We start from the raw sequence: 18,247 nt of genomic DNA on the forward strand, positions 1-18,247 counted from the left end.
GACGGTGTGTCTTTCTTGTCCGAAACAGAATCAGCGCTAGTCTCCCGAACTAGACCGTGATGCACCGCACAGCAGCCCGATGGCTCGGTGCATCACGGCATAACTGGATCTAGGGAGACTTCGGATGGCAAAACGCACGTTGATCCGCCTCGCCGCAGTCGCGGGCGCAGCCTCGCTTGTGCTCGCCGGCTGCGGTACGGAAACCGACGACACAGCAGCTGATACGGAAACCGGCAGTGACCTTACAGAGGTTGAGCTCGCGGAGACTGACTGCGACCCGCCCCAAGCCGAACCGAGTGGCAATCCTTCGACCGATCCACTGCGATTCGGAGGTCTGCTGCCACAAACCGGCGACCTTGCGTTCCTTGGTCCACCGGAAATCGCGGCAACTGAGCTTGCCGTGAGCGAAATCAACGAAGCTGGGGGCGTGCTGGGGAGCCCCGTCAGCATCAACCAGGGTGACTCCGGGGACACTACGACCAACATTGCCAACCAGACCGTCGACCGTTTGCTTGCTGACGGTGCGCAGGTCATCGTGGGCGCCGCATCGTCGGGCGTGTCACTAAGCGTAATCGACAAGATTGTCGACGCGGGCGTGGTGATGTTCTCGCCAGCAAACACCTCCGACCAGTTCGTGTGCTATCCGGATCGGGGCATGTACTTCCGGACGGCACCCACCGACGTCCTGCAATCCCAGGCGCTCGTTCAGATGATGGCCGGAGACGGTGTGCAGCGAGTCTCCATCCTCGCGCGTAACGACCCGTACGGTGCGGGGCTCGCCCGTAACACCGAGCGTTTCCTGCAGGAGGCTGGCATCGCGGGTGATCAGATTGATTTGATCATCTACGACCCGAACGCCCAGTCTTTCAACGCTGAGATCGACCGCATCGCCCAGTTCGATCCCGATGGGATCGCGGTGATCGGGTTCGACGAGAGCAAGCGCATCATCACCCGCATGGCAGAGGTCGGAATCGGTCCGCAGGACAAACTCGTCTACGGCACTGACGGCAACATGGGCAACGCCTTGGGCGAAGGTCTCCCGGCTGGGCTGCTCGAAGGAATGAAGGGAACTGCTCCGCAAACGGCGCTGAGCGGCGACTTCGAAGAGCGTGTCCGCCAAGCCGGTCAGGAGGCTGGCTTTACGCTGTCTGACCTGCAGTATTCGGCGGAAGCGTACGATGCGGTCATCATCTCGGCGCTTGCCGCTGAGGCCGCCGCATCGACCAACGGCGTCGACATTGCTGCTGAGATCAACGGTGTCACCCAGGACGGGGAGGACTGCACCTCCTTCGCGGAGTGCCGCGACCTGATCGCCGACGGACAGGACATCAACTACAACGGTGTGACGGGCGACCTGGAATTCCGCCCTGCCGGTGAACCGGGCATCGGGTCCTACGGTGTGCTGGAGTTCGGCCCCGACAACCAGCTCCTCGAGGTCGAGGACTACATTATCGTCAGCATCGACTGACAACTGCTAATCGGGGAGTTCACCACCGGTAACCCGGCGGGGAACTCCCCGATTTGCTATGTTTCGTGGCTGCCAGCGAGTGTGCCCAGATAGAGTTCGATGACTTTCGGATCGTGCAGCAGGTTGGCGCCAGTGTCCGTGTATGCGTTGCGCCCTTGATCGAGCACATAGCCCCGGTCACAGACTTGCAGGCACCGGCGCGCGTTCTGCTCCACCATGATTATCGAAACGCCTGTCGCATTGATCTTCTTGCAGCGGACAAAGACCTCGTCCTGAAACATCGGGGACAGCCCCGCTGAAGGCTCATCGAGTAACAGCACGGACGGATCCATCATTAGTGCCCGGCCCATGGCGACCATTTGACGTTCCCCTCCGGAAAGCGCGCCTGCCTTCACTCGGCGGCGTTCACTGAGCAGCGGGAATAAGCCCGCGACGAAGTCGAAGCGCTGCGCGAACTTCCTGGAGCGCAGGTAGATGCCCATCTGCAGGTTTTCTTCGATGGTGAGAGAAGGAAACACATTCTGCGTCTGGGGGACGTACCCAACTCCCTTGGTCACGAGCACATGCGCGGGCGCTGACGTGATGTCTTCGCCGCGTAGCGTGACTCGTCCTTTCCGGACTGGGATAAGACCGAACAGGGTCTTCAGCAGCGTCGATTTGCCGGCGCCGTTGGGGCCGATGATGCCGACGATCTCACCCTGCTGCAGGAAGAAGTTGCAGTCATTGAGGATGTTGACGCCGGGGATGTAACCCGCCGTCAAATCGTCACCGCGCATGAGAGCGCCCTCAGCGAGACGCGCGTGCGCTTCCGGGCTCGCTGCGAGTTCAGCGGGGGAGCGTTGTTCCGTCACTGGGGCTCCTCACTGTCGCGGTCAGACGTCGCGGGGGGATTCTCGGACAGGTCACCACCGCTTTCGAGGACGTCCTGAATCTCGCTCTCCATCTCAGCGACCATCTCGGCGGTCTCGCCGACCGGATTGCCGTGCTCATCAAACTCGAGCGGCTTGTCGTGGTGGCTGCCCAGGTACGCGTCCACGACGGCAGAATTGCTTGACAGTTCCGACGCGGGGCCTTCGGCAATCACCGATCCCTGGGCCATGACGACGACCCAGTCGCTGACGTCGCGGATCACATCCATGTCGTGCTCGACGAAAACCACAGTCATGCCTTCTTCGCGCAGCGACTTGATGTGCCCCAGCAAGCTTTGCGTCAGTGCGGGGTTCACTCCCGCCATTGGCTCGTCCAACATGATGACGGTGGGCTCGACCATCAGCGCGCGTGCCATTTCGAGAAGTTTTCGCTGCCCGCCTGACAGCGAACCCGCGAAGTCGTTTGCCTTATCGTCGAGTTTGAAGCGTGTGAGCATCGCGTGGGCGCGCTCTGTGATGTCGGCTTCCTGCCTCCGCCAGGTCCACGGCATGAGTGCGCCGGCCATGCGCTCACCCGTCTGACCGGTCGCGCCGAGTCGCACGTTGTCGAGGACCGTTAGTTTCGAAAGAGCCTTTGTGAGCTGAAAAGTACGTACTACACCACTGCGCGCCACCTTGTACGCGGGCATATGGGAGATCTTGGACCCATCGATGGTCCAGGTGCCGCTATCCGCGCGATCGAAACCAGTCAGCAAATTGAACAGCGTGGTTTTCCCGGCACCGTTGGGGCCGATGAGTCCGGTGATGCAGCCGCGCTGAAACTCGACATGCGCGACGTCCACCGCGCGGATACCGCCAAAGCTGCGAGTGACGTTGTCAGCCACGATGATCGGGTCAGGTTTCGGGCTGCCGGGCTCACGGGCGACTGTGGCGAATGGGTTCGCACGCACTGATTGCCTGGGTTCAGACATTGAGCTGTACCTCCCGCTTGCGTCCCATTATCCCTTGCGGCCGGAACACGATCAGGACCGCAAGGAGGATGCCAACCAGCATGATCTGAACTGCACCGACCTGCTGGGCAGTGATAGGAAGCACCGCATCGGGTCCTGAAGACAACTGGCGGAGCACATTGTCGGTGAACGAGAAAAGGAACCAGAAAACCATTGCGCCGACAACTGGCCCGAATACGGTTGCGGCGCCGCCGAGGATCATCGCGGTCCACGCGAAGAACGTTTGCTGGGTCGAGAAGAAATCAGGGTTCAGCGCCTGAGTCATCGCGATAAAGATGCCGGCGAGGCCGCCGATGAAACCGCCAAGAACAAGTGCCTGCATCCGATAGAGGAAGACATTCTTGCCGAGTGCGCGCGCGGCATCCTCGTCTTCGCGCACCGCTTTCAGCGCGCGCCCCCACGGGCTATTCACCAGCATCCATACAACAAGGAGCAGGAGCGCGATCAGTATCCAGCCGACCACCATGGCCCACAGTGTCGAGCCGAGGAACTTCACACCGAGAATCGTGTACTCGCGCCCCGGTGTGAACGGATTCATCGCCTGGAACGCGAAGTTCTGGCCCTGAATACCGCGCGTGCCGCGAGTGTACTGATCGGATGCCGTCGACCGAGCGGCGAGCCGGAGGATTTCCGACGCGGCGATCGTCACGATCGCGAGGTAGTCAGCACGCAAACGCAATGTCGGGATACCGAGCAGCAGCGCAAGCACAACCGAGGCTGCCATCCCGACGAGCAGACCGAGCCACAGCGGCTGGTTGTAGATCACGACGGTGATTCCGACGCCGTAGGCGCTCACGAGCGCAAAACCGATCTGGCCGAAATTAAGCAGGCCGGTGTAGCCGAAGTGCACGTTGAGGCCGATCGCCAGCAGTGCGAAGAAAATTGCTTGCGGGCCTACGAATTGGGCGAATGCGTTGCTGAAAACGACGCCGAAATCAATTCCAAGGAAGGTCATGTCAGCGTCACCCGATCCGTGCCCGGGAACCGAGGAGCCCCTGGGGCCGCAGAACCAGAACGAGGATGAGCACCAGCAAACCTCCCGTGTATTTCAGGTCTGGGTTGATCACCAATGTGGACCACTGGACCAAGAGCCCGATGAGGACACAGCCGAGCAGTGCGCCGTAAGCTGTGCCCAGGCCACCGAGAATGATGCCCGCGAACATCAAAAGCAGCAGTTTGAAACCCATTTCGAACTGCACGGTGCCATTGAGTTCAGACAGCCCGAACAACACTCCGCCCAGCGCTGCGAGACCGCCACCGAGCGCCCAGACGAACATGACGACCCGTTCCACGTTGATTCCTGATGCGGCGGCGAGATCGCGATTGTCCGACACCGCGCGCATCGCTTTGCCGATCTTCGTGAACTTGAACATGAGCGCTACCGCGATCAGAACTGCCAAGCTGATCAGCATCGTTGCCAGGTTTACCGGGGTGATCGAAATGGGGCCGTAGTTTTGCTGCCGCTGACTCTGGAACGTCGCGAATGCTTGCGAGCGATCACTGAAGAACAGCAGGAGCGCGGCACGCAGCGCGAGCGCGAGACCGATCGATACCACCAACTGGGCGACGAGGCTGGCGCCGCGACTGCGCAGCGGCCGCCACACGATCGCGTTGTTAAGCACGCCGACGATGACACCGACGATGATGGCGATACCCGTGGCGGGAATAAGATGCATTCCAAGCTTAACGTTCACCACCCACGCCGCGACCGCACCGATCGTCACGAGTTCGCCGTGCGCGAAGTTGGTAAGGCCGGTCGTCCCGAAGATCAGGCTCAGGCCGACTGCGGTGATCGCGATGACCAGCCCGAACCGCAGGCCCTCTACGGTGAGCCGCAAGAACCTGTCGGCGAACGTGGTTTCGAGGCCGGTGCGTGGATCGCCAAACGAATAGATGACCGAGGCGACCCGGTCCGCCCGCACCGTTGCGGACCGCTCAGTTTGCTGGACCGAAACATCAGCGGGCAGGGTCTCGGCATCGAGCGCAACTGTGTACGCACCTGGTGGTACGCGCATCGACCAGCGCCCGCGCTCGTCCGAAATAGCTTCCGCAACACGGTCGCCGTCGCTGTCGATGGCGTCGAGCCGGACGGCGGAGAGCGGATCGCCGGCGTTGATCAAGGTGCCCTGGATGGTGCCCAGCGGACCGTCTTCATCGCTGTCCTGCGCAAACGCGGCGCCTGCCGTTCCGACGGCGATCAGCGTGATGAGCAGGCCCGCTATGAGGGCGTGCAGTGAAGCCGCTCCCGCTCGGCGCGAGCGCGGCGCTCGCGGAGCCCGCGGGACTCTGGTGTGCGTCACTACGTTCCTCCTCTTGGCAAGGCTTGCCGAAGTGGCCGCGGCCCGCGAGCGGCGCTGGTATCAGCGATGTGGATTGTCCGAATCATATTGTCAGTCCGGCGACAGTAACGGGGGATCGTTTCCTTTCGACACACCGGTGTGTTGCCAGGGCGTTACGCGTGGCTAGTTGTCAGGGTGCTTCCCTACACTGACCTGTTGTGAGCCCTTCGTCAGTAACTCCGCCCGTTGTTCCGCAGACCGCCGCCGCTGGGCGTGCCGCCGAGAGACCAAGCACACCGGCCGTCCCTGTAAAGCTGCTTCTGCTTGACGGTCATTCACTCGCATACCGAGCGTTCTTCGCCCTGCCTGCGGAGAACTTCCGCACATCCAGCGGGCAAACAACAAATGCGGTGTACGGGTTCACGTCAATGCTCATCAATCTGCTGCGTGACGAGCAGCCAACCCATATCGCGGTGGCGTTCGATGTCTCCCGCCAGACTTTCCGGGCGGAAGCGTTTCCGGAGTACAAGGCGAACCGCAGCAAGACGCCGGATGAGTTCCGGGGCCAGGTAGAACTGACGAAGGACGTGCTGGCCGCCCTCGGTATCCCGGTGCTCGCGGAGCCCGGCTACGAGGCAGATGACATCATCGCGACGCTCACCACGCAGGCGATCGGGCTGGGCTATCAGGTGCTGATCTGCACCGGTGACAGAGACTCGCTCCAGCTGGTGTGTGATGACGTGACGGTCCTCTACCCGCGCCGGGGCGTTTCCGATCTGACGCGCTTCACGCCAGAAGCGGTCGAAGCGAAATACGGTCTCTCGCCCCAGCAGTACCCGGACTTCGCGGCGCTGCGCGGTGACCCGAGCGACAATCTCCCCGGTATCCCTGGAGTGGGTGAGAAGACCGCGGCGAAATGGATCCGGGAGTACGGCTCACTGGATTCGCTGGTTGAGAAGGTGGATTCGGTACGCGGCAAGGTCGGGGAGGCGCTGCGCGCGAACCTCTCATCGGTGCTCATGAATCGCCAGCTCACCGAGATGGTCCGTGACGTCGCGCTGCCGCTTGCGCCGGACCAGTTGGAAATCGGTGTCTGGGATCGTGAACAAATCCACAAGTTGTTCGACGACCTAGAGTTCCGCGTGTTGCGCGACCGCCTCTTCGAAACTCTGGCGTCCCCGGAACCCGAGGCGGAGGAGGGCTTCGAGGTGCGCGGCGGCGTCCTCGAGCCGGGCCAGGTGGCTGACTGGCTAGCTGCACACGCGACGAAGGAGGCCCGCCACGGACTATCCGTCGCGGGGGTTCGGCGGGTCCACGGCTCGGATGCCACGGGGGTGGCGATCGCCGCTGCTGACGGTGAGGGTGCCTACCTTCTCCCAGAGTCTCTGACTCCCGCTGACGATGCGGCGCTTACGGAGTGGCTCAGCGACCCGGACGTCCCCAAGGCTGTTCATGACGTCAAGTGGGCTATTCACGCACTGCGTGGCCGCGGGTGGAAGCTTGCTGGGGTGACGAGCGATACCGCCCTCGCGGCTTACCTCGTCCGTCCAGGTCAGCGCAGCTTCAATCTCGACGACCTGTCGCTGCGTTATCTGAGCCGCGAACTCCGCGTGGAAGACGGTGGGGAGGGACAGCTATCACTGCTCGAGGATGAAGCTGACAGTCAGCGGGCCCAGGCGGAAGGTGAAATCTTGCGGGCGCGCGCAGTCGTCGATCTTGCGGCAGCGCTGGATGGGGAGCTCGAGGCGATCGAGTCAGGAAGCCTGCTTACCGATATGGAGCTCCCGCTCGCCTTCGTGCTCGCCGACCTCGAAGCCGCAGGCATCGCTGTCGACCTGGAAATGCTTCGCGATCTGCAGCGCCAGTTCGCGAGCCAGGTGAACGACGCGGCTGAATCGGCCTACGGTGTGATAGGCAAGCACATCAACTTGGGCTCCCCGAAGCAGCTTCAGGTGGTGCTGTTCGACGAACTCGAGATGCCGAAGACTAAACGCACTAAGACCGGTTACACAACGGACGCGGAGGCACTCGCGGCGCTGTTCGAGAAAACGCAGCATCCCTTTCTCGAGCACCTGCTCGCGCATCGTGACGCCACCAGGCTGAAAACCACCGTCGAAGGATTGCTGAAAACTGTGGCTGACGATAGCCGCATCCACACGACCTTCAACCAGACAATCGCTGCTACTGGCAGGTTGTCGTCAACCGAACCCAACTTGCAGAACATCCCGATCCGCACCGAAGCCGGCCGGCAAATCCGTCAGGCTTTTGTCGTGGGCAAAGCAGGCGACGGCACCCCCTACGACCTGCTGTTCACCGCAGACTACAGCCAAATCGAGATGCGAATCATGGCGCACCTCTCCGGTGATGCGGGTCTGATCGAGGCATTCAACACCGGGGAGGATCTGCATAGCTTCGTCGGCGCTCGGGCGTTCGGCGTGCCCATCGACGAGGTGACGGCGGACATGCGCCGCCGGGTCAAGGCCATGTCGTACGGCCTCGCCTATGGACTCTCGACCTACGGGCTTGCGCAGCAGCTCAAGATTTCCACCGAAGAGGCGCGGGAACAGATGGACGCGTACTTCGCCCGATTCGGTGCGGTGCGCGATTACCTCCATGCGGTCGTCGAGCAGGCGCGTAAGGACGGTTACACGTCGACCCTCTTCGGGCGCCGCCGGTACTTGCCGGATTTGACGAGCGATAATCGGCAGCGTCGTGAAGTTGCCGAGCGCGCCGCGCTGAATGCTCCGATTCAGGGCTCAGCCGCCGACATCATCAAGGTCGCGATGCTGCGTGTGCACAGCGCGCTTGAGAAGGAAGGCTTGCGCTCGCGGATGTTGCTGCAGGTTCACGATGAACTTGTGCTCGAGGTTGCCGAGTCAGAGACCCGGCAGGTGGAGGACCTCGTGCGACGCGAAATGGCGGGCGCGTACTCGCTATCAGTACCGCTCGAAGTCTCGGTGGGCCATGGCAACTCGTGGGAAAGCGCAGGGCACTGATCATGAGCAACTCGTATGACGCAGCAATTATCGGTGGTGGCATGGCTGGTGCCTCCGTGGCCTATGAACTCGCACGCGAGTCGTCAGTTGTGCTGCTCGAATCGGAGCCGATGCTCGCCACTCATTCCACGGGACGATCCGCGGCGACGTATCTGCCAAGCTACGGCGGCCCGAGCGTGCGTGCGCTCACCGTGGCGAGCCGCCCGCTGTTTGGCTCTATCTCGGACCAGTGGGGTGATGTGCACCCGCTTACTCCACGTCCGGTTCTCTGGGTCGCCGTCGACGAGGAAACTGACACCGCTTTGACGGGCATGATCGACGCACGCAGCGGCGGACCTGGAGAACTCGAGACCTTAACGGCAGAAGAAACGCTCCAACTCTGCCCGGTAATGAATCCGGATGTGACGCGGCGTTCGGCCCTGGACAGCGAAGCACAAGATATAGACGTGCTCGGTATGCACCAGGCGTATGTACGCGGCCTCAAGGCGCGGGGCGGAACAATACGCACCAGCGCGGCGGTCCGCTCACTGCAGCGCAACGGCAGCGGTTGGACTGTCGAGCTTCCCGGCGGCACGGTACACGCGGATCTGATAGTTGATGCGGCGGGCGCATGGGCTGACCTGATCGCCGCTCAAGCTGGCGTTCCGCCCCTGGGCCTCGTGCCCAAGCGGCGCACCCTGTTCATGTCTCCCGCACCGGGCAAGCTGACCGCTGACGGGCCGACTGTCGGTGACCCGGCAGAGCGCTGGTACTTCAAACCGGAAGGCGACGGTGTTCTTGCCTCACCCGCGGACGCGGACCCAGTTAATCCAGGTGACGCGAAGCCGTCCGAACTGGGGATCGCGCGCGCGATGGAAGAGATCAACAAGGCGACCACGCTGGGACTGCGGACTGTGCGCCGCTCGTGGGGCGGGCTGAGGACCTTCGCTGCCGACGGTGAACCGGTTGCTGGCCTGGTCTCCGACGTTCCCGGGTTCGGCTTTCTCGCCGGTCAAGGAGGCTACGGTATCCAAATGGCGCCTGCCCTCGCGGTCGCGGCGGCAGCGCTGCTTACAGGCCGCGACATGCCCGCCGACATCCCTGTGCGGCCGGAAGCTCTCTCGCCGGAGCGGTTCCGCTAAGGTTTCACACGCGGGTAAACGCGCGCCGATACTCCTTGGGTGAGGTGAGTCGCAGCCGCTGAAAGTGGATGCGCATCGCTGCTGCGTTGCGGAAGCCAACCTTGTCCGCGATTGACTCGATCGTCAAGTCCGTCGACTCGAGCAGACGCTGAGCTTCGAGCACACGCTGGTCGTTGAGCCACCGTGCCGGTGTGGAGCCGGTTTCTTCCAGAAACCGTCGCGCGAACGTGCGTGGTGACATACCGGCACGTGCCGCGAGCGCGGAAACCGAATGGTCGTCGCGCATATGCTCCGAAATCCAGTCGAGCAGCGGAGCAAGAGACGAGCCGCTGGAGTTCGGGAGCGGACGATTCACAAACTGTGCCTGCCCGCCCTCTCGATGGGGTGGTACCACCATGCGCCGAGCAATCCCGTTCGCCACCGCAGGGCCCTGGAATTTACGCACAAGGTGCAGACACAAGTCGATGCTCGCGGCGGTGCCCGCGCTCGTGTATATCGGGTGATCGTCGACGTACAACACACTCGGGTCGACCAGTGCCGCCGCGAACCGGTGTGCAAGGCGCCGAGCGTGCAGCCAGTGGGTTGTGCACCGGCGGCCGTCGAGCAGTCCCGCGGCGCCCAGCAGAAACGCGCCAGTGCACAGGGACGCCACTGCGGCGCCGCGAAGCGTTGCCGCTCGCAGCGCCTCGAGCGCTGGCTGCAACCCGGCGGCATCTGCGGCGAGTGCCGTTGATTCGCCAGGCGCGTTCACAGCGTCACCACCGGCACTGACAATGATGAGGTCAGCGGTGGCGAACTTGTCGAGCGCGTGCGGTATCTGCATCGGGTAATGGCGTGTGCGCACTGGACCCGGGGCTGCCGCCACGAGTGAGAAATCGTAGGTGGGCAGCCCGTCATCGGCTCGGTCGACACCGAAAACCTCACACGCCACACCAAGTTCGAAAGTCTCCGCGCAGGGTGGGACTAGCACGGCCACTTTATTAATCATCCGTTCAGTGTGACCGGCGGCTGGCGGAAAATCGACTGTAATTGGCGTTGCTGCCACTGTCAGGGGGAAGCAAAAGGGATCACAGTAGAAGCATGATCATCCTGATCGCTTTCGTGGTCCTGCTGGTCGCGCTTGACGTGCTGGTGCTGCTCGGGCGAGCGCACGACAGCCACCTCGAAAAGTCCCCGCACGGCAGCCTGCAATGGTGGGACACTGAGTCACCGCGGGGGACTGCGGCACACATACACTGACATTACTCGTGGGCGATGATCGTTTCCGTTCGATGCGTGCCATCCCATCGGCGAGCGCCGACAAACGTGCCAGTGAGATCCTTGCGCGTCGCCACCAGTGGCAGCGCAGCGCTCACCTGTTGCGGCGTCATCTTCCGTGCCAGAGTGACGTGTGGCGTCCATTGACCGGGCGCCATGTGGCCAGGACGCCCGGGGCACTCCCGCAGCAGCGCGTAGACGCTCTCGTGCTTGGTCAACAGTGACGCGGACGTTGTGACGGCCCGCGCGAGCACCATGCGCCGGTCACCGAAAACAAGCAGGCCGCCGATCCTGGCAGCAAGAGGAAACTCGCCGAGTGCGCGCGGGATGTGTCTCTCGATTCGGGGATAAATTTCGTGTGCCACCCCGATCGTCACGTGCGGCCGCGCATGCAGCGGCTGACACGGCAGGCCAGCGTCGTGGAGAGCGCGCCACTGCGACCGGATCGAGTCTTCAAGCTCCTCGTTGAGGAGCAGTTCGACAGACTGCACCATTTCCATATTGTGCGGCACCGGGCCGCGGCCGATCTCAGCCGATGCGCGATGATGAGGAGATGGTGGACCTGCCGCTAGGTGTTCTGGAGGGCGACGGCATCGGTCGCGAAATCGTTCCAGCGACAGTTCGCGTCGTTGACGAGGCAATGCGGGCAGTCGGAGCGGGCGCGATTGCGTGGCAACCGCTGCCATTCGGCGCAGCGGCGATCACCACACACGGAAATCCGTTCCCCGAAGTAACTGACGAAGCGCTTGCGTCTCTGCCGGGCTGGCTGCTTGGACCGCACGACAACGCGTCCTACCCTGCCGAGTTTCGCGCTGAGACCGCGCCTGGCGGGCGAATCCGGAAGCGCTACGGACTGTACGCAAACATTCGGCCCGCTGCCGCTCTGCCAGGTGTGCGCGCTGTGCGTCCGGATCTGGACGTTGTGATCGTTCGGGAAAACACCGAGGGCTTCTACGCTGACCGCAACATGGTCACGGGATCGGGCGAATTCATGCCCACCCCAGACGTCGCTTTGGCGGTCGCCGTGGTCACGCGGCCCGCCTGCGCACGCATCGCCCGCACCGCGTTTCAGCTTGCGCGTCAGCGCCGCCGCCGGGTCACCGTCGTGCACAAATCGAACGTGCTCGCGCTCACCACCGGGCTTTTTCTCGAAACTTGCCGCGCCACCGCACGTGACTTCCCGGATGTGGCGATTGACGATGAGCACGTCGACGCGATGGCTGCCCACCTGGTGCGCGGCGGTGATTACGACGTGATCGTCACCGAAAACATGTTCGGCGATATTCTGTCAGATCTGGCGGGGGAGTTGGCGGGTTCACTAGGTATGGCCGCCTCGCTGAACGCATCAGAAAACCAGGCGATGGCCCAGGCCGCGCACGGCGCGGCACCCGATATCGCTGGGAAGAACCGCGCGAATCCGACGGCGATGTTCCTCTCTGCGGCGATGCTGCTGGATTGGCTTGGTGATCGGGAGAAAGCCCGCGAGTTGCGGCGCGCCGCGCAGCGCATTCGCCGCGCGGTCGCGGCCACAACCACGGCTGGAATCGCCACCGCAGATCTCGGCGGCCTTGCCTCGACGAGCGAATTCACCGAGAACGTGCTGGCACGGGTGGTGCGCTGGAGTTAGCCCGGCTGGCTGTCGCTGCCTGCTTGCTGCGCGGCGATCTGTTCGCGCACTGTGTCCATGTCGAGGTCTTTCACCTGGGTGATGAGGCTCTCCAGCGCATCGGGCGGCAAGGCGCCAGGCTGGGCGAAAACGAGGATGCCTTCGCGGAAGGCCATCACCGTTGGGATGGACTGAATCCCGGCAGCAGCCGCGAGCGACTGCTCAGCCTCGGTGTCGACCTTCGCATGCACCACGTCAGGATGCTTGTCCGACGATGCTTCGAAAGTGGGCGCGAATTGCTTGCAAGGACCGCACCACTCCGCCCAGAAGTCCACCAGCACGACCTCGTTGCTGGTGATGGTTGATTCGAAGTCGGAATGGGTGAGGTTCTGAGTTGCCACACTAAGTCCTAACGTTGTGGTGTTTCCTAAATGGGCTCCTTCCTACGTAACCAGACGTGGCAGCCGAAATGTTCCCGAACAGTTCCGCGAGTCCCGGACATCTGGCGGCCGCGCCGCGGTGTGCACTGCTCATTCCGATACGGTGAGCCATATGGAGCGCGACCAGCATGCTGACACAATCGAGCTGCCTGTGGAGGTCGCCTCACCGGACGCGGCGATCCGTGGCGTTCTTCACCTGCCAAGCGCACCGGTTGCGGGACTTGCGCTTGCCCACGGTGCGGGCGGCAACGCCGACTCTCCCATGCTCCGCCTGATTGCCGAACAACTCGCGGCCCGCCAGGTCGCGGTACTCCGATACAACCTGCCGTATCGCGTCAAACGAGCGTCAGGTCCGCCGCATCGCTCGGCCGCTGCCGCGGATCGGCAGGGCATCAGACTCGCTGCGGATGTCATGCGGGAACGCATCGGCGGACCAGTACTGATAGGTGGGCATTCCTACGGAGGCCGACAGGCTTCGATGCTCGCCGCGGAGTACCCAGGGGTGGCCGATGGACTGGTGCTCTTCAGCTATCCGCTGCACCCGCCGGGAAAGCCCGAGCGGGCGCGCACAGAGCATCTGCCCGGGGTCACGGTGCCTGCGCTGTTCATTCACGGTGACCGGGATCCATTTGGGTCGCTCGAGGAGTTGCGTGCAGCTCTGGTACTACTCCCCGGGCACACGAGACTGCTCGAAGTCACAGGGACCGGCCATGACCTTGGCAGCGGCAAGAAGAAATGGGTCGTGGAAGAGGCGGCAAGTGCCGTAATCGACACGTTCGGTTTGCAATGACGGCTGTCACCACCCGCCACAACCCTGCGCGAACGGTAGTCACGGCAGCGCTGGTTCTGCTCGCCGCCAGTCTGGCCGTCCGTGGCTGGGTGCTCAGCCGCGGCTACTTTTACTGGGATGACTTCATTCTGACTGGCCGGGCAGCGGAGCATCCGCTTCTCTCCGCTGATCTGCTCTTCTACGATCACGACGGGCACGTGATGCCGCTGGCTTTCGCAGTCGCCTGGATCATGACAATCGCGGCTCCACTGCAGTGGGGGGCGGCGGCCGCTTCGCTCCTCGTGCTGCAACTCGCGGCATCCGTCGCGGTGCTCCGCATGCTGGTGGTGCTGTTGGGCTGGCGCCCGCTGTTGCTGGTTCCGTTCGTGTTCTATCTCTTCTCGCCCCTAAGCCTTCCGGCCTTCGCATGGTGGGCGGCTGGGCTTAATGCGCTGCCGTTGCAGGCGGCGCTGGCGTGGGTTACTGCCGACGCGGTCAAGCTGGTGCAGACGGGCCGGTGGCGGTACGCGGCTTCTGGGCTCGCTGCTTTCGTGATCGCGCTGCTGTTCTTCGAAAAGTCTGTCGTTATCCCCGTCGTCGTGTTTGGACTGGCGGTGCTGTGGGCTCGTGTGACGGACGGTACGGGGCAGCGCGGGCTAGGCGGTGCCGCGCGCGAGGTCGCGTACCGGGGTCGCGCTTTGTGGATCGGCAGTGTCGTGCTCGTGGTGTGGTGGTTGCCGCTCTATTTCAGCGTTGTACGGCGGGATTTTCGGGCGGAGGAAGGGAGTAGTGCGGCAACGATACTCGGCCGAACGTTCACCGACAGTCTCGTGCCAGCGCTCTTCGGCGGGCCCTGGCGATGGGAGCGCTGGCTACCGTCAACGCCCTGGGCAGCGGCGCCGCAGTGGGCGACGATCGCCGCGTGGTGTGCGCTCATCATCACAGTCGCGGCGGTGCTGATCACCAAGCGGCATGCTGGTGGGGTGATCGGCTTCGCCACCGCGTATGTGGTGGTGGCGACCGTGCCGGTGCTGGCAGTGCGTGTGGGGTCCGAAGTGGCGCCCGAACTGGTTCAGTCGTTGCGCTATCTCGCCGAGACGAGTGTGATCATCACTGCCGCGATTGCACTGATATGCCTCGCGCCGGCACGCTCCCCGGAGCGGCGGCTCTCGAGCCAGGTTGTGACGACGTCGGGTGCTGCGGCGGGCGCTGCTTTCGTGGCGAGCAGCATGTGGTCCACAGTGGCGTTCGCGCACTCGTGGTCCGAAAGCCCCGCCCGTGACTACCTCTCGAATATCAGAGCAGGCACCGTACCCGGAGCGGCCGCTGACGTGCCAGTGAAGCTGCTGGATCAGGAAGTGCCCTGGCAGGTGCTCGGCCCGCTGACCTACCCGAACAATCTCGCGAGCCGGGTTCTCGCACCGATCCGGGACCAGGTGCAGGTCACGGATGCCGTCGCGGAGTTGCTGATGCTCACCGATGACGGACACGTCGTTCCCGCGGAAGTGTGGTGGAATCGCGGCATCCCGCAAGGCCCAGAGCCTGACTGCGGCTGGTTTCTGACAGCGGGTGAGCCGGTCACTGTGCCACTCGGCGGTGACATGATCGATCACGGCTGGACTGTGCAGCTGAATTACTTTGCCAGCGCTGACGGTGAGGTCGGCGTTGCTTTTGACTCGGCGGCGGGGCGGCGGGCACCGGTGACCGTCCCGGTCGAAGAGGGCATCAACACTGCGTTCGTGCGTCTCGTTGGTGGTGCGGACGCCCTGCATTTCGAGGTCTTCACGCCCGAGACGAGTATCTGTCTTGGGTCAGGTCCTGTCGGTGTGGCCAGTCACGCGGGGAACTAGCACTCGAGGTTTGCGGCAACAGAAAATAGCAGTCCCAGGGAAGTATTGTCCGCGCAAGGGGCTCCACTGTCCCCACTCCTGGTCCAGCCATTCGGGCCACTCTGGTTCGACGACGTCTTCGACAACGAGGCCCGCGGCAACTATTTCCCTGATTCGGTCGCCGATCGTCCGATGGTGCTCGACATAGGTAGGTACTCCCGCATCGTCGGTCTCGATGTACGGCGAGCGATCGAAGTACGGCATGGTTACGGTAAGTCCCCTCGGCCCGGGGTCGTCGGGAAACATCCAGCGCATTGGGTGATTGACCGAGAACACGAACTGGCCACCGGGGCGTAACACCCGTTCAGCCTCGCGCATCACGCGAGCTGAGTCCGCGACGAAGGGGATTGCGCCGAAACTCGAACACACCTTGTCGAAGGTGCTATCCCGGAACGGGAGACGCTCGGCGCTCGCCTGCACCAGGGGCACCAGCGGTCCTCCGTGCGACATCGCGGTTCGTGCGTGCCGCAGCATCCCGGCGGAGATGTCGAGCCCGATCACGTCGGCACCCTCGTGCCGCAGCCAGCGGGCGCAAGGCGCGGAACCGCATCCAATCTCAAGAATCTGTGTCCCAGCGACTTCGCCGAGGAGTCGCGCATCACCCTCGTGGAGACCTTCGGGGCACCAGATGAACTCTCCGTTAGGGGAGTCCGTACCCAGAAACTCACCGTGCTCGTCGTGGTAGTTGTCGGCGTCGGAGTCCCACCACAGGCGACTCGCCCGGTCGCTCTCGGGCGAGCCGGCTTTTCGAATGATCATGAATGCGCACCAAGTGGTAGTCGGCGGATGATCAGGCTAGTGTAGGTAACCGGGCAGGTTTGCCGTGCTCGATCGTGATCGCGTAGGCTATCCACGCTGTACTTGACGTACAGCACGGATGCGCATGCGTTCACTGTGTTCTGCTGGATCGCGGATTGCTGTGGTGCTGGTGGGTGCGGGTCGACGTATGGCATCCACGCCCAGTCCACGTACAACCTAGTCCAACTGTCCGGAGCAGCTCACCTAATGCCCACCACAACCCCGACCTCGCCGCAGGTAGCCGTCAACGATATCGGCTCTGCCGAGGATTTCCTTGCCGCAGTCGACGCAACTATCAAGTACTTCAACGATGGGGACATCGTTGAAGGCACTATCGTCAAAGTCGACCGTGACGAGGTCCTTCTCGACATCGGATACAAGACTGAGGGCGTCATTCCCTCTCGTGAACTGTCGATCAAACACGATGTCGACCCCAGCGAGGTCGTGAACGTCGGCGATGAGGTCGAAGCGCTCGTCCTCACCAAGGAAGATAAAGACGGCCGTCTGATCCTGTCCAAGAAGCGCGCTCAGTACGAGCGGGCCTGGGGCACTATCGAGGAACTGAAAGAGAAGGACGAGGCCGTCAAGGGCACCGTCATCGAGGTCGTCAAGGGCGGCCTTATCCTCGACATCGGTCTGCGCGGCTTCCTTCCTGCTTCGCTCGTCGAGATGCGCCGCGTCCGTGATCTGCAGCCGTACGTCGGCAAGGAGATCGAGGCGAAGATCATCGAGCTCGACAAGAACCGCAACAACGTTGTGCTGTCGCGCCGCGCCTGGCTTGAGCAGACGCAGTCTGAGGTTCGCAGCGAATTCCTGCACCAGCTGCAGAAGGGACAGGTCCGCAAGGGCGTTGTGTCCTCCATCGTCAACTTCGGTGCGTTCGTTGACCTCGGCGGCGTCGACGGTCTCGTCCACGTTTCCGAACTGTCGTGGAAGCACATCGATCACCCGTCCGAGGTTGTCCAGGTTGGCGACGAGGTCACCGTCGAGGTTCTCGATGTCGACATGGACCGCGAGCGTGTGTCGCTGTCACTGAAGGCAACGCAGGAAGATCCGTGGCGTCAGTTCGCGCGTACGCACGCGATCGGCCAGATCGTGCCGGGCAAGGTCACCAAGCTTGTTCCGTTCGGTGCGTTTGTCCGCGTCGAAGAGGGCATCGAAGGCCTCGTCCACATCTCCGAGCTGGCTGAGCGCCACGTCGAGGTGCCGGATCAGGTTGTCGCTGTCGGTGACGACGCAATGGTCAAGGTCATTGACATTGATCTCGAGCGCCGCCGTATCTCGCTGAGCCTCAAGCAGGCCAACGAGGAATACACCGAAGAGTTCGACCCTGCCAAGTACGGCATGGCCGACAGCTACGACGAAGCTGGCAACTACATCTTCCCCGAGGGCTTCGACCCCGAGACCAACGAATGGCTCGAGGGCTTCGAGAAGCAGCGTGAAGAGTGGGAAGCCCGCTACGCCGAGGCTGAGCGTCGCCACAAGATGCACACCGCGCAGATGGAGAAGTTCGCGAAGGTCGAAGCAGAGGCTGCTGAGGCTGCACCGAGCAACTACTCGAGCGACGGCGTGCAGGCGCCTGCCGCGTCGAGTGCTCCTGCGCAGTCAGGTGGCACCCTCGCCAGCGACGAGCAGCTTGCTGCTCTGCGCGAGAAGCTTTCGGGCGGAGCCTGATTCGCTGAATAGCTGAACCCAAAAGTCCCGGACCTCTGTTGAAGTCCGGGACTTTTGCGTACGGCGGTGGT

Annotated in this window: 16 protein-coding genes; 8 read left to right on the forward strand and 8 right to left on the reverse strand. The window is 63.0% G+C overall.

What is annotated here, in order from left to right; all coding sequences use genetic code 11:
* Positions 1-124: 124 nt before the first annotated feature.
* Positions 125-1,468, forward strand: coding sequence for an ABC transporter substrate-binding protein (locus ONR57_RS20055; protein ID WP_265125445.1), 1,344 nt, complete (start codon positions 125-127; stop codon positions 1,466-1,468).
* Between the two features lie 56 nt (positions 1,469-1,524).
* Here the strand turns inward: ONR57_RS20055 and ONR57_RS20060 are convergent, their stop codons facing one another.
* From ONR57_RS20060 to ONR57_RS20075, 4 genes are read right to left on the reverse strand one after another with little or no spacing between them, the layout of a single operon-like run.
* Positions 1,525-2,319 carry an ABC transporter ATP-binding protein gene (locus tag ONR57_RS20060; RefSeq protein WP_265125446.1) on the reverse strand — a complete coding sequence of 265 codons (795 nt, stop codon included), beginning with the start codon at positions 2,317-2,319 and terminating at the stop codon, positions 1,525-1,527.
* A complete protein-coding gene (locus tag ONR57_RS20065; RefSeq protein ID WP_265125447.1) occupies positions 2,316-3,308 on the reverse strand; it encodes an ABC transporter ATP-binding protein in 993 nt (330 codons plus the stop codon). The genes ONR57_RS20060 and ONR57_RS20065 overlap by 4 nt, the downstream gene beginning before the upstream one ends.
* Positions 3,301-4,287, reverse strand: a complete 987-nt coding sequence (locus tag ONR57_RS20070; RefSeq protein ID WP_374116501.1) for a branched-chain amino acid ABC transporter permease — start codon at positions 4,285-4,287, stop codon at positions 3,301-3,303. Before ONR57_RS20070 ends, ONR57_RS20065 begins: the two co-directional genes overlap by 8 nt.
* 22 nt (positions 4,288-4,309) lie before the next feature.
* Complete coding sequence (locus ONR57_RS20075) at positions 4,310-5,647, reverse strand: branched-chain amino acid ABC transporter permease (protein WP_265125449.1); 1,338 nt, start codon at positions 5,645-5,647, stop codon at positions 4,310-4,312.
* Positions 5,648-5,940: 293 nt separating this feature from the next.
* Between ONR57_RS20075 and polA the strand changes: the two genes are divergently transcribed.
* Both polA and ONR57_RS20085 read left to right on the forward strand, forming a co-directional pair.
* Positions 5,941-8,622 carry a DNA polymerase I gene (gene polA, locus ONR57_RS20080; protein ID WP_265125522.1) on the forward strand — a complete coding sequence of 894 codons (2,682 nt, stop codon included), beginning with the start codon at positions 5,941-5,943 and terminating at the stop codon, positions 8,620-8,622.
* Positions 8,623-8,624: 2 nt separating this feature from the next.
* Positions 8,625-9,743, forward strand: coding sequence for an FAD-binding oxidoreductase (locus ONR57_RS20085; protein ID WP_265125450.1), 1,119 nt, complete (start codon positions 8,625-8,627; stop codon positions 9,741-9,743).
* Between the two features lie 4 nt (positions 9,744-9,747).
* Here the strand turns inward: ONR57_RS20085 and ONR57_RS20090 are convergent, their stop codons facing one another.
* Positions 9,748-10,731, reverse strand: coding sequence for a GlxA family transcriptional regulator (locus ONR57_RS20090; RefSeq protein ID WP_265125451.1), 984 nt, complete (start codon positions 10,729-10,731; stop codon positions 9,748-9,750).
* Positions 10,732-10,823: 92 nt separating this feature from the next.
* On the opposite strand from ONR57_RS20090, the gene ONR57_RS20095 reads away from it, so the two are divergent.
* On the forward strand, positions 10,824-10,982 hold the full coding sequence (locus ONR57_RS20095; protein ID WP_265125452.1) for a hypothetical protein: 159 nt from the start codon (positions 10,824-10,826) through the stop codon (positions 10,980-10,982).
* 2 nt (positions 10,983-10,984) lie between these two features.
* Here ONR57_RS20095 and ONR57_RS20100 read toward each other — a convergent pair whose 3' ends face one another.
* Positions 10,985-11,494 (reverse strand): 2'-5' RNA ligase family protein, encoded by a 510-nt coding sequence (locus ONR57_RS20100; RefSeq protein ID WP_265125453.1) that lies wholly within the window; start codon positions 11,492-11,494, stop codon positions 10,985-10,987.
* Positions 11,495-11,535: 41 nt separating this feature from the next.
* On the opposite strand from ONR57_RS20100, the gene ONR57_RS20105 reads away from it, so the two are divergent.
* Positions 11,536-12,627 carry an isocitrate/isopropylmalate dehydrogenase family protein gene (locus tag ONR57_RS20105; protein WP_265125454.1) on the forward strand — a complete coding sequence of 364 codons (1,092 nt, stop codon included), beginning with the start codon at positions 11,536-11,538 and terminating at the stop codon, positions 12,625-12,627.
* On the opposite strand, the gene trxA is transcribed toward ONR57_RS20105, so the two are convergent.
* Positions 12,624-13,007: a thioredoxin gene (gene trxA / locus ONR57_RS20110; protein WP_265125455.1), complete on the reverse strand. Its 384-nt coding sequence runs from the start codon at positions 13,005-13,007 to the stop codon at positions 12,624-12,626. The two genes, ONR57_RS20105 and trxA, sit on opposite strands and share 4 nt — an antisense overlap.
* A gap of 151 nt (positions 13,008-13,158) precedes the next feature.
* Here trxA and ONR57_RS20115 point away from each other — a divergent pair, with 151 nt between their 5' ends.
* Together ONR57_RS20115 and ONR57_RS20120 are read left to right on the forward strand one after the other, a co-directional pair.
* Positions 13,159-13,836, forward strand: coding sequence for an alpha/beta fold hydrolase (locus tag ONR57_RS20115; protein ID WP_265125456.1), 678 nt, complete (start codon positions 13,159-13,161; stop codon positions 13,834-13,836).
* Entirely contained in the window at positions 13,833-15,665 is a 1,833-nt protein-coding gene (locus tag ONR57_RS20120) for a hypothetical protein (RefSeq protein ID WP_265125457.1), read from the forward strand. Before ONR57_RS20115 ends, ONR57_RS20120 begins: the two co-directional genes overlap by 4 nt.
* On the opposite strand, the gene ONR57_RS20125 is transcribed toward ONR57_RS20120, so the two are convergent.
* Positions 15,627-16,463, reverse strand: coding sequence for a class I SAM-dependent methyltransferase (locus ONR57_RS20125; RefSeq protein ID WP_265125458.1), 837 nt, complete (start codon positions 16,461-16,463; stop codon positions 15,627-15,629). The genes ONR57_RS20120 and ONR57_RS20125 overlap by 39 nt on opposite strands.
* Before the next feature lie 246 nt (positions 16,464-16,709).
* Here ONR57_RS20125 and rpsA point away from each other — a divergent pair, with 246 nt between their 5' ends.
* Positions 16,710-18,176, forward strand: coding sequence for a 30S ribosomal protein S1 (rpsA, locus tag ONR57_RS20130; RefSeq protein WP_265125459.1), 1,467 nt, complete (start codon positions 16,710-16,712; stop codon positions 18,174-18,176).
* Positions 18,177-18,247 lie beyond the last annotated feature (71 nt).

Origin of the sequence: Hoyosella sp. YIM 151337, assembly GCF_026041215.1 — a bacterium.
In the GTDB taxonomy this organism is placed as follows: domain Bacteria; phylum Actinomycetota; class Actinomycetes; order Mycobacteriales; family Mycobacteriaceae; genus Hoyosella.

Coding starts and splice junctions, on each gene's coding strand:
- ONR57_RS20055 (WP_265125445.1), top strand. CDS start 125: ATGGCAAAACGCACGTTGATCCGCCTCGCCGCAGTCGCGGGCGCAGCC.
- ONR57_RS20065 (WP_265125447.1), bottom strand. CDS start 3,308: ATGTCTGAACCCAGGCAATCAGTGCGTGCGAACCCATTCGCCACAGTC.
- ONR57_RS20085 (WP_265125450.1), top strand. CDS start 8,625: ATGAGCAACTCGTATGACGCAGCAATTATCGGTGGTGGCATGGCTGGT.
- ONR57_RS20090 (WP_265125451.1), bottom strand. CDS start 10,731: ATGATTAATAAAGTGGCCGTGCTAGTCCCACCCTGCGCGGAGACTTTC.
- ONR57_RS20095 (WP_265125452.1), top strand. CDS start 10,824: ATGATCATCCTGATCGCTTTCGTGGTCCTGCTGGTCGCGCTTGACGTG.
- ONR57_RS20100 (WP_265125453.1), bottom strand. CDS start 11,494: ATGGTGCAGTCTGTCGAACTGCTCCTCAACGAGGAGCTTGAAGACTCG.
- ONR57_RS20105 (WP_265125454.1), top strand. CDS start 11,536: ATGCGCGATGATGAGGAGATGGTGGACCTGCCGCTAGGTGTTCTGGAG.
- ONR57_RS20115 (WP_265125456.1), top strand. CDS start 13,159: ATGGAGCGCGACCAGCATGCTGACACAATCGAGCTGCCTGTGGAGGTC.
- ONR57_RS20120 (WP_265125457.1), top strand. CDS start 13,833: ATGACGGCTGTCACCACCCGCCACAACCCTGCGCGAACGGTAGTCACG.
- ONR57_RS20125 (WP_265125458.1), bottom strand. CDS start 16,463: ATGATCATTCGAAAAGCCGGCTCGCCCGAGAGCGACCGGGCGAGTCGC.
- rpsA (WP_265125459.1), top strand. CDS start 16,710: ATGCCCACCACAACCCCGACCTCGCCGCAGGTAGCCGTCAACGATATC.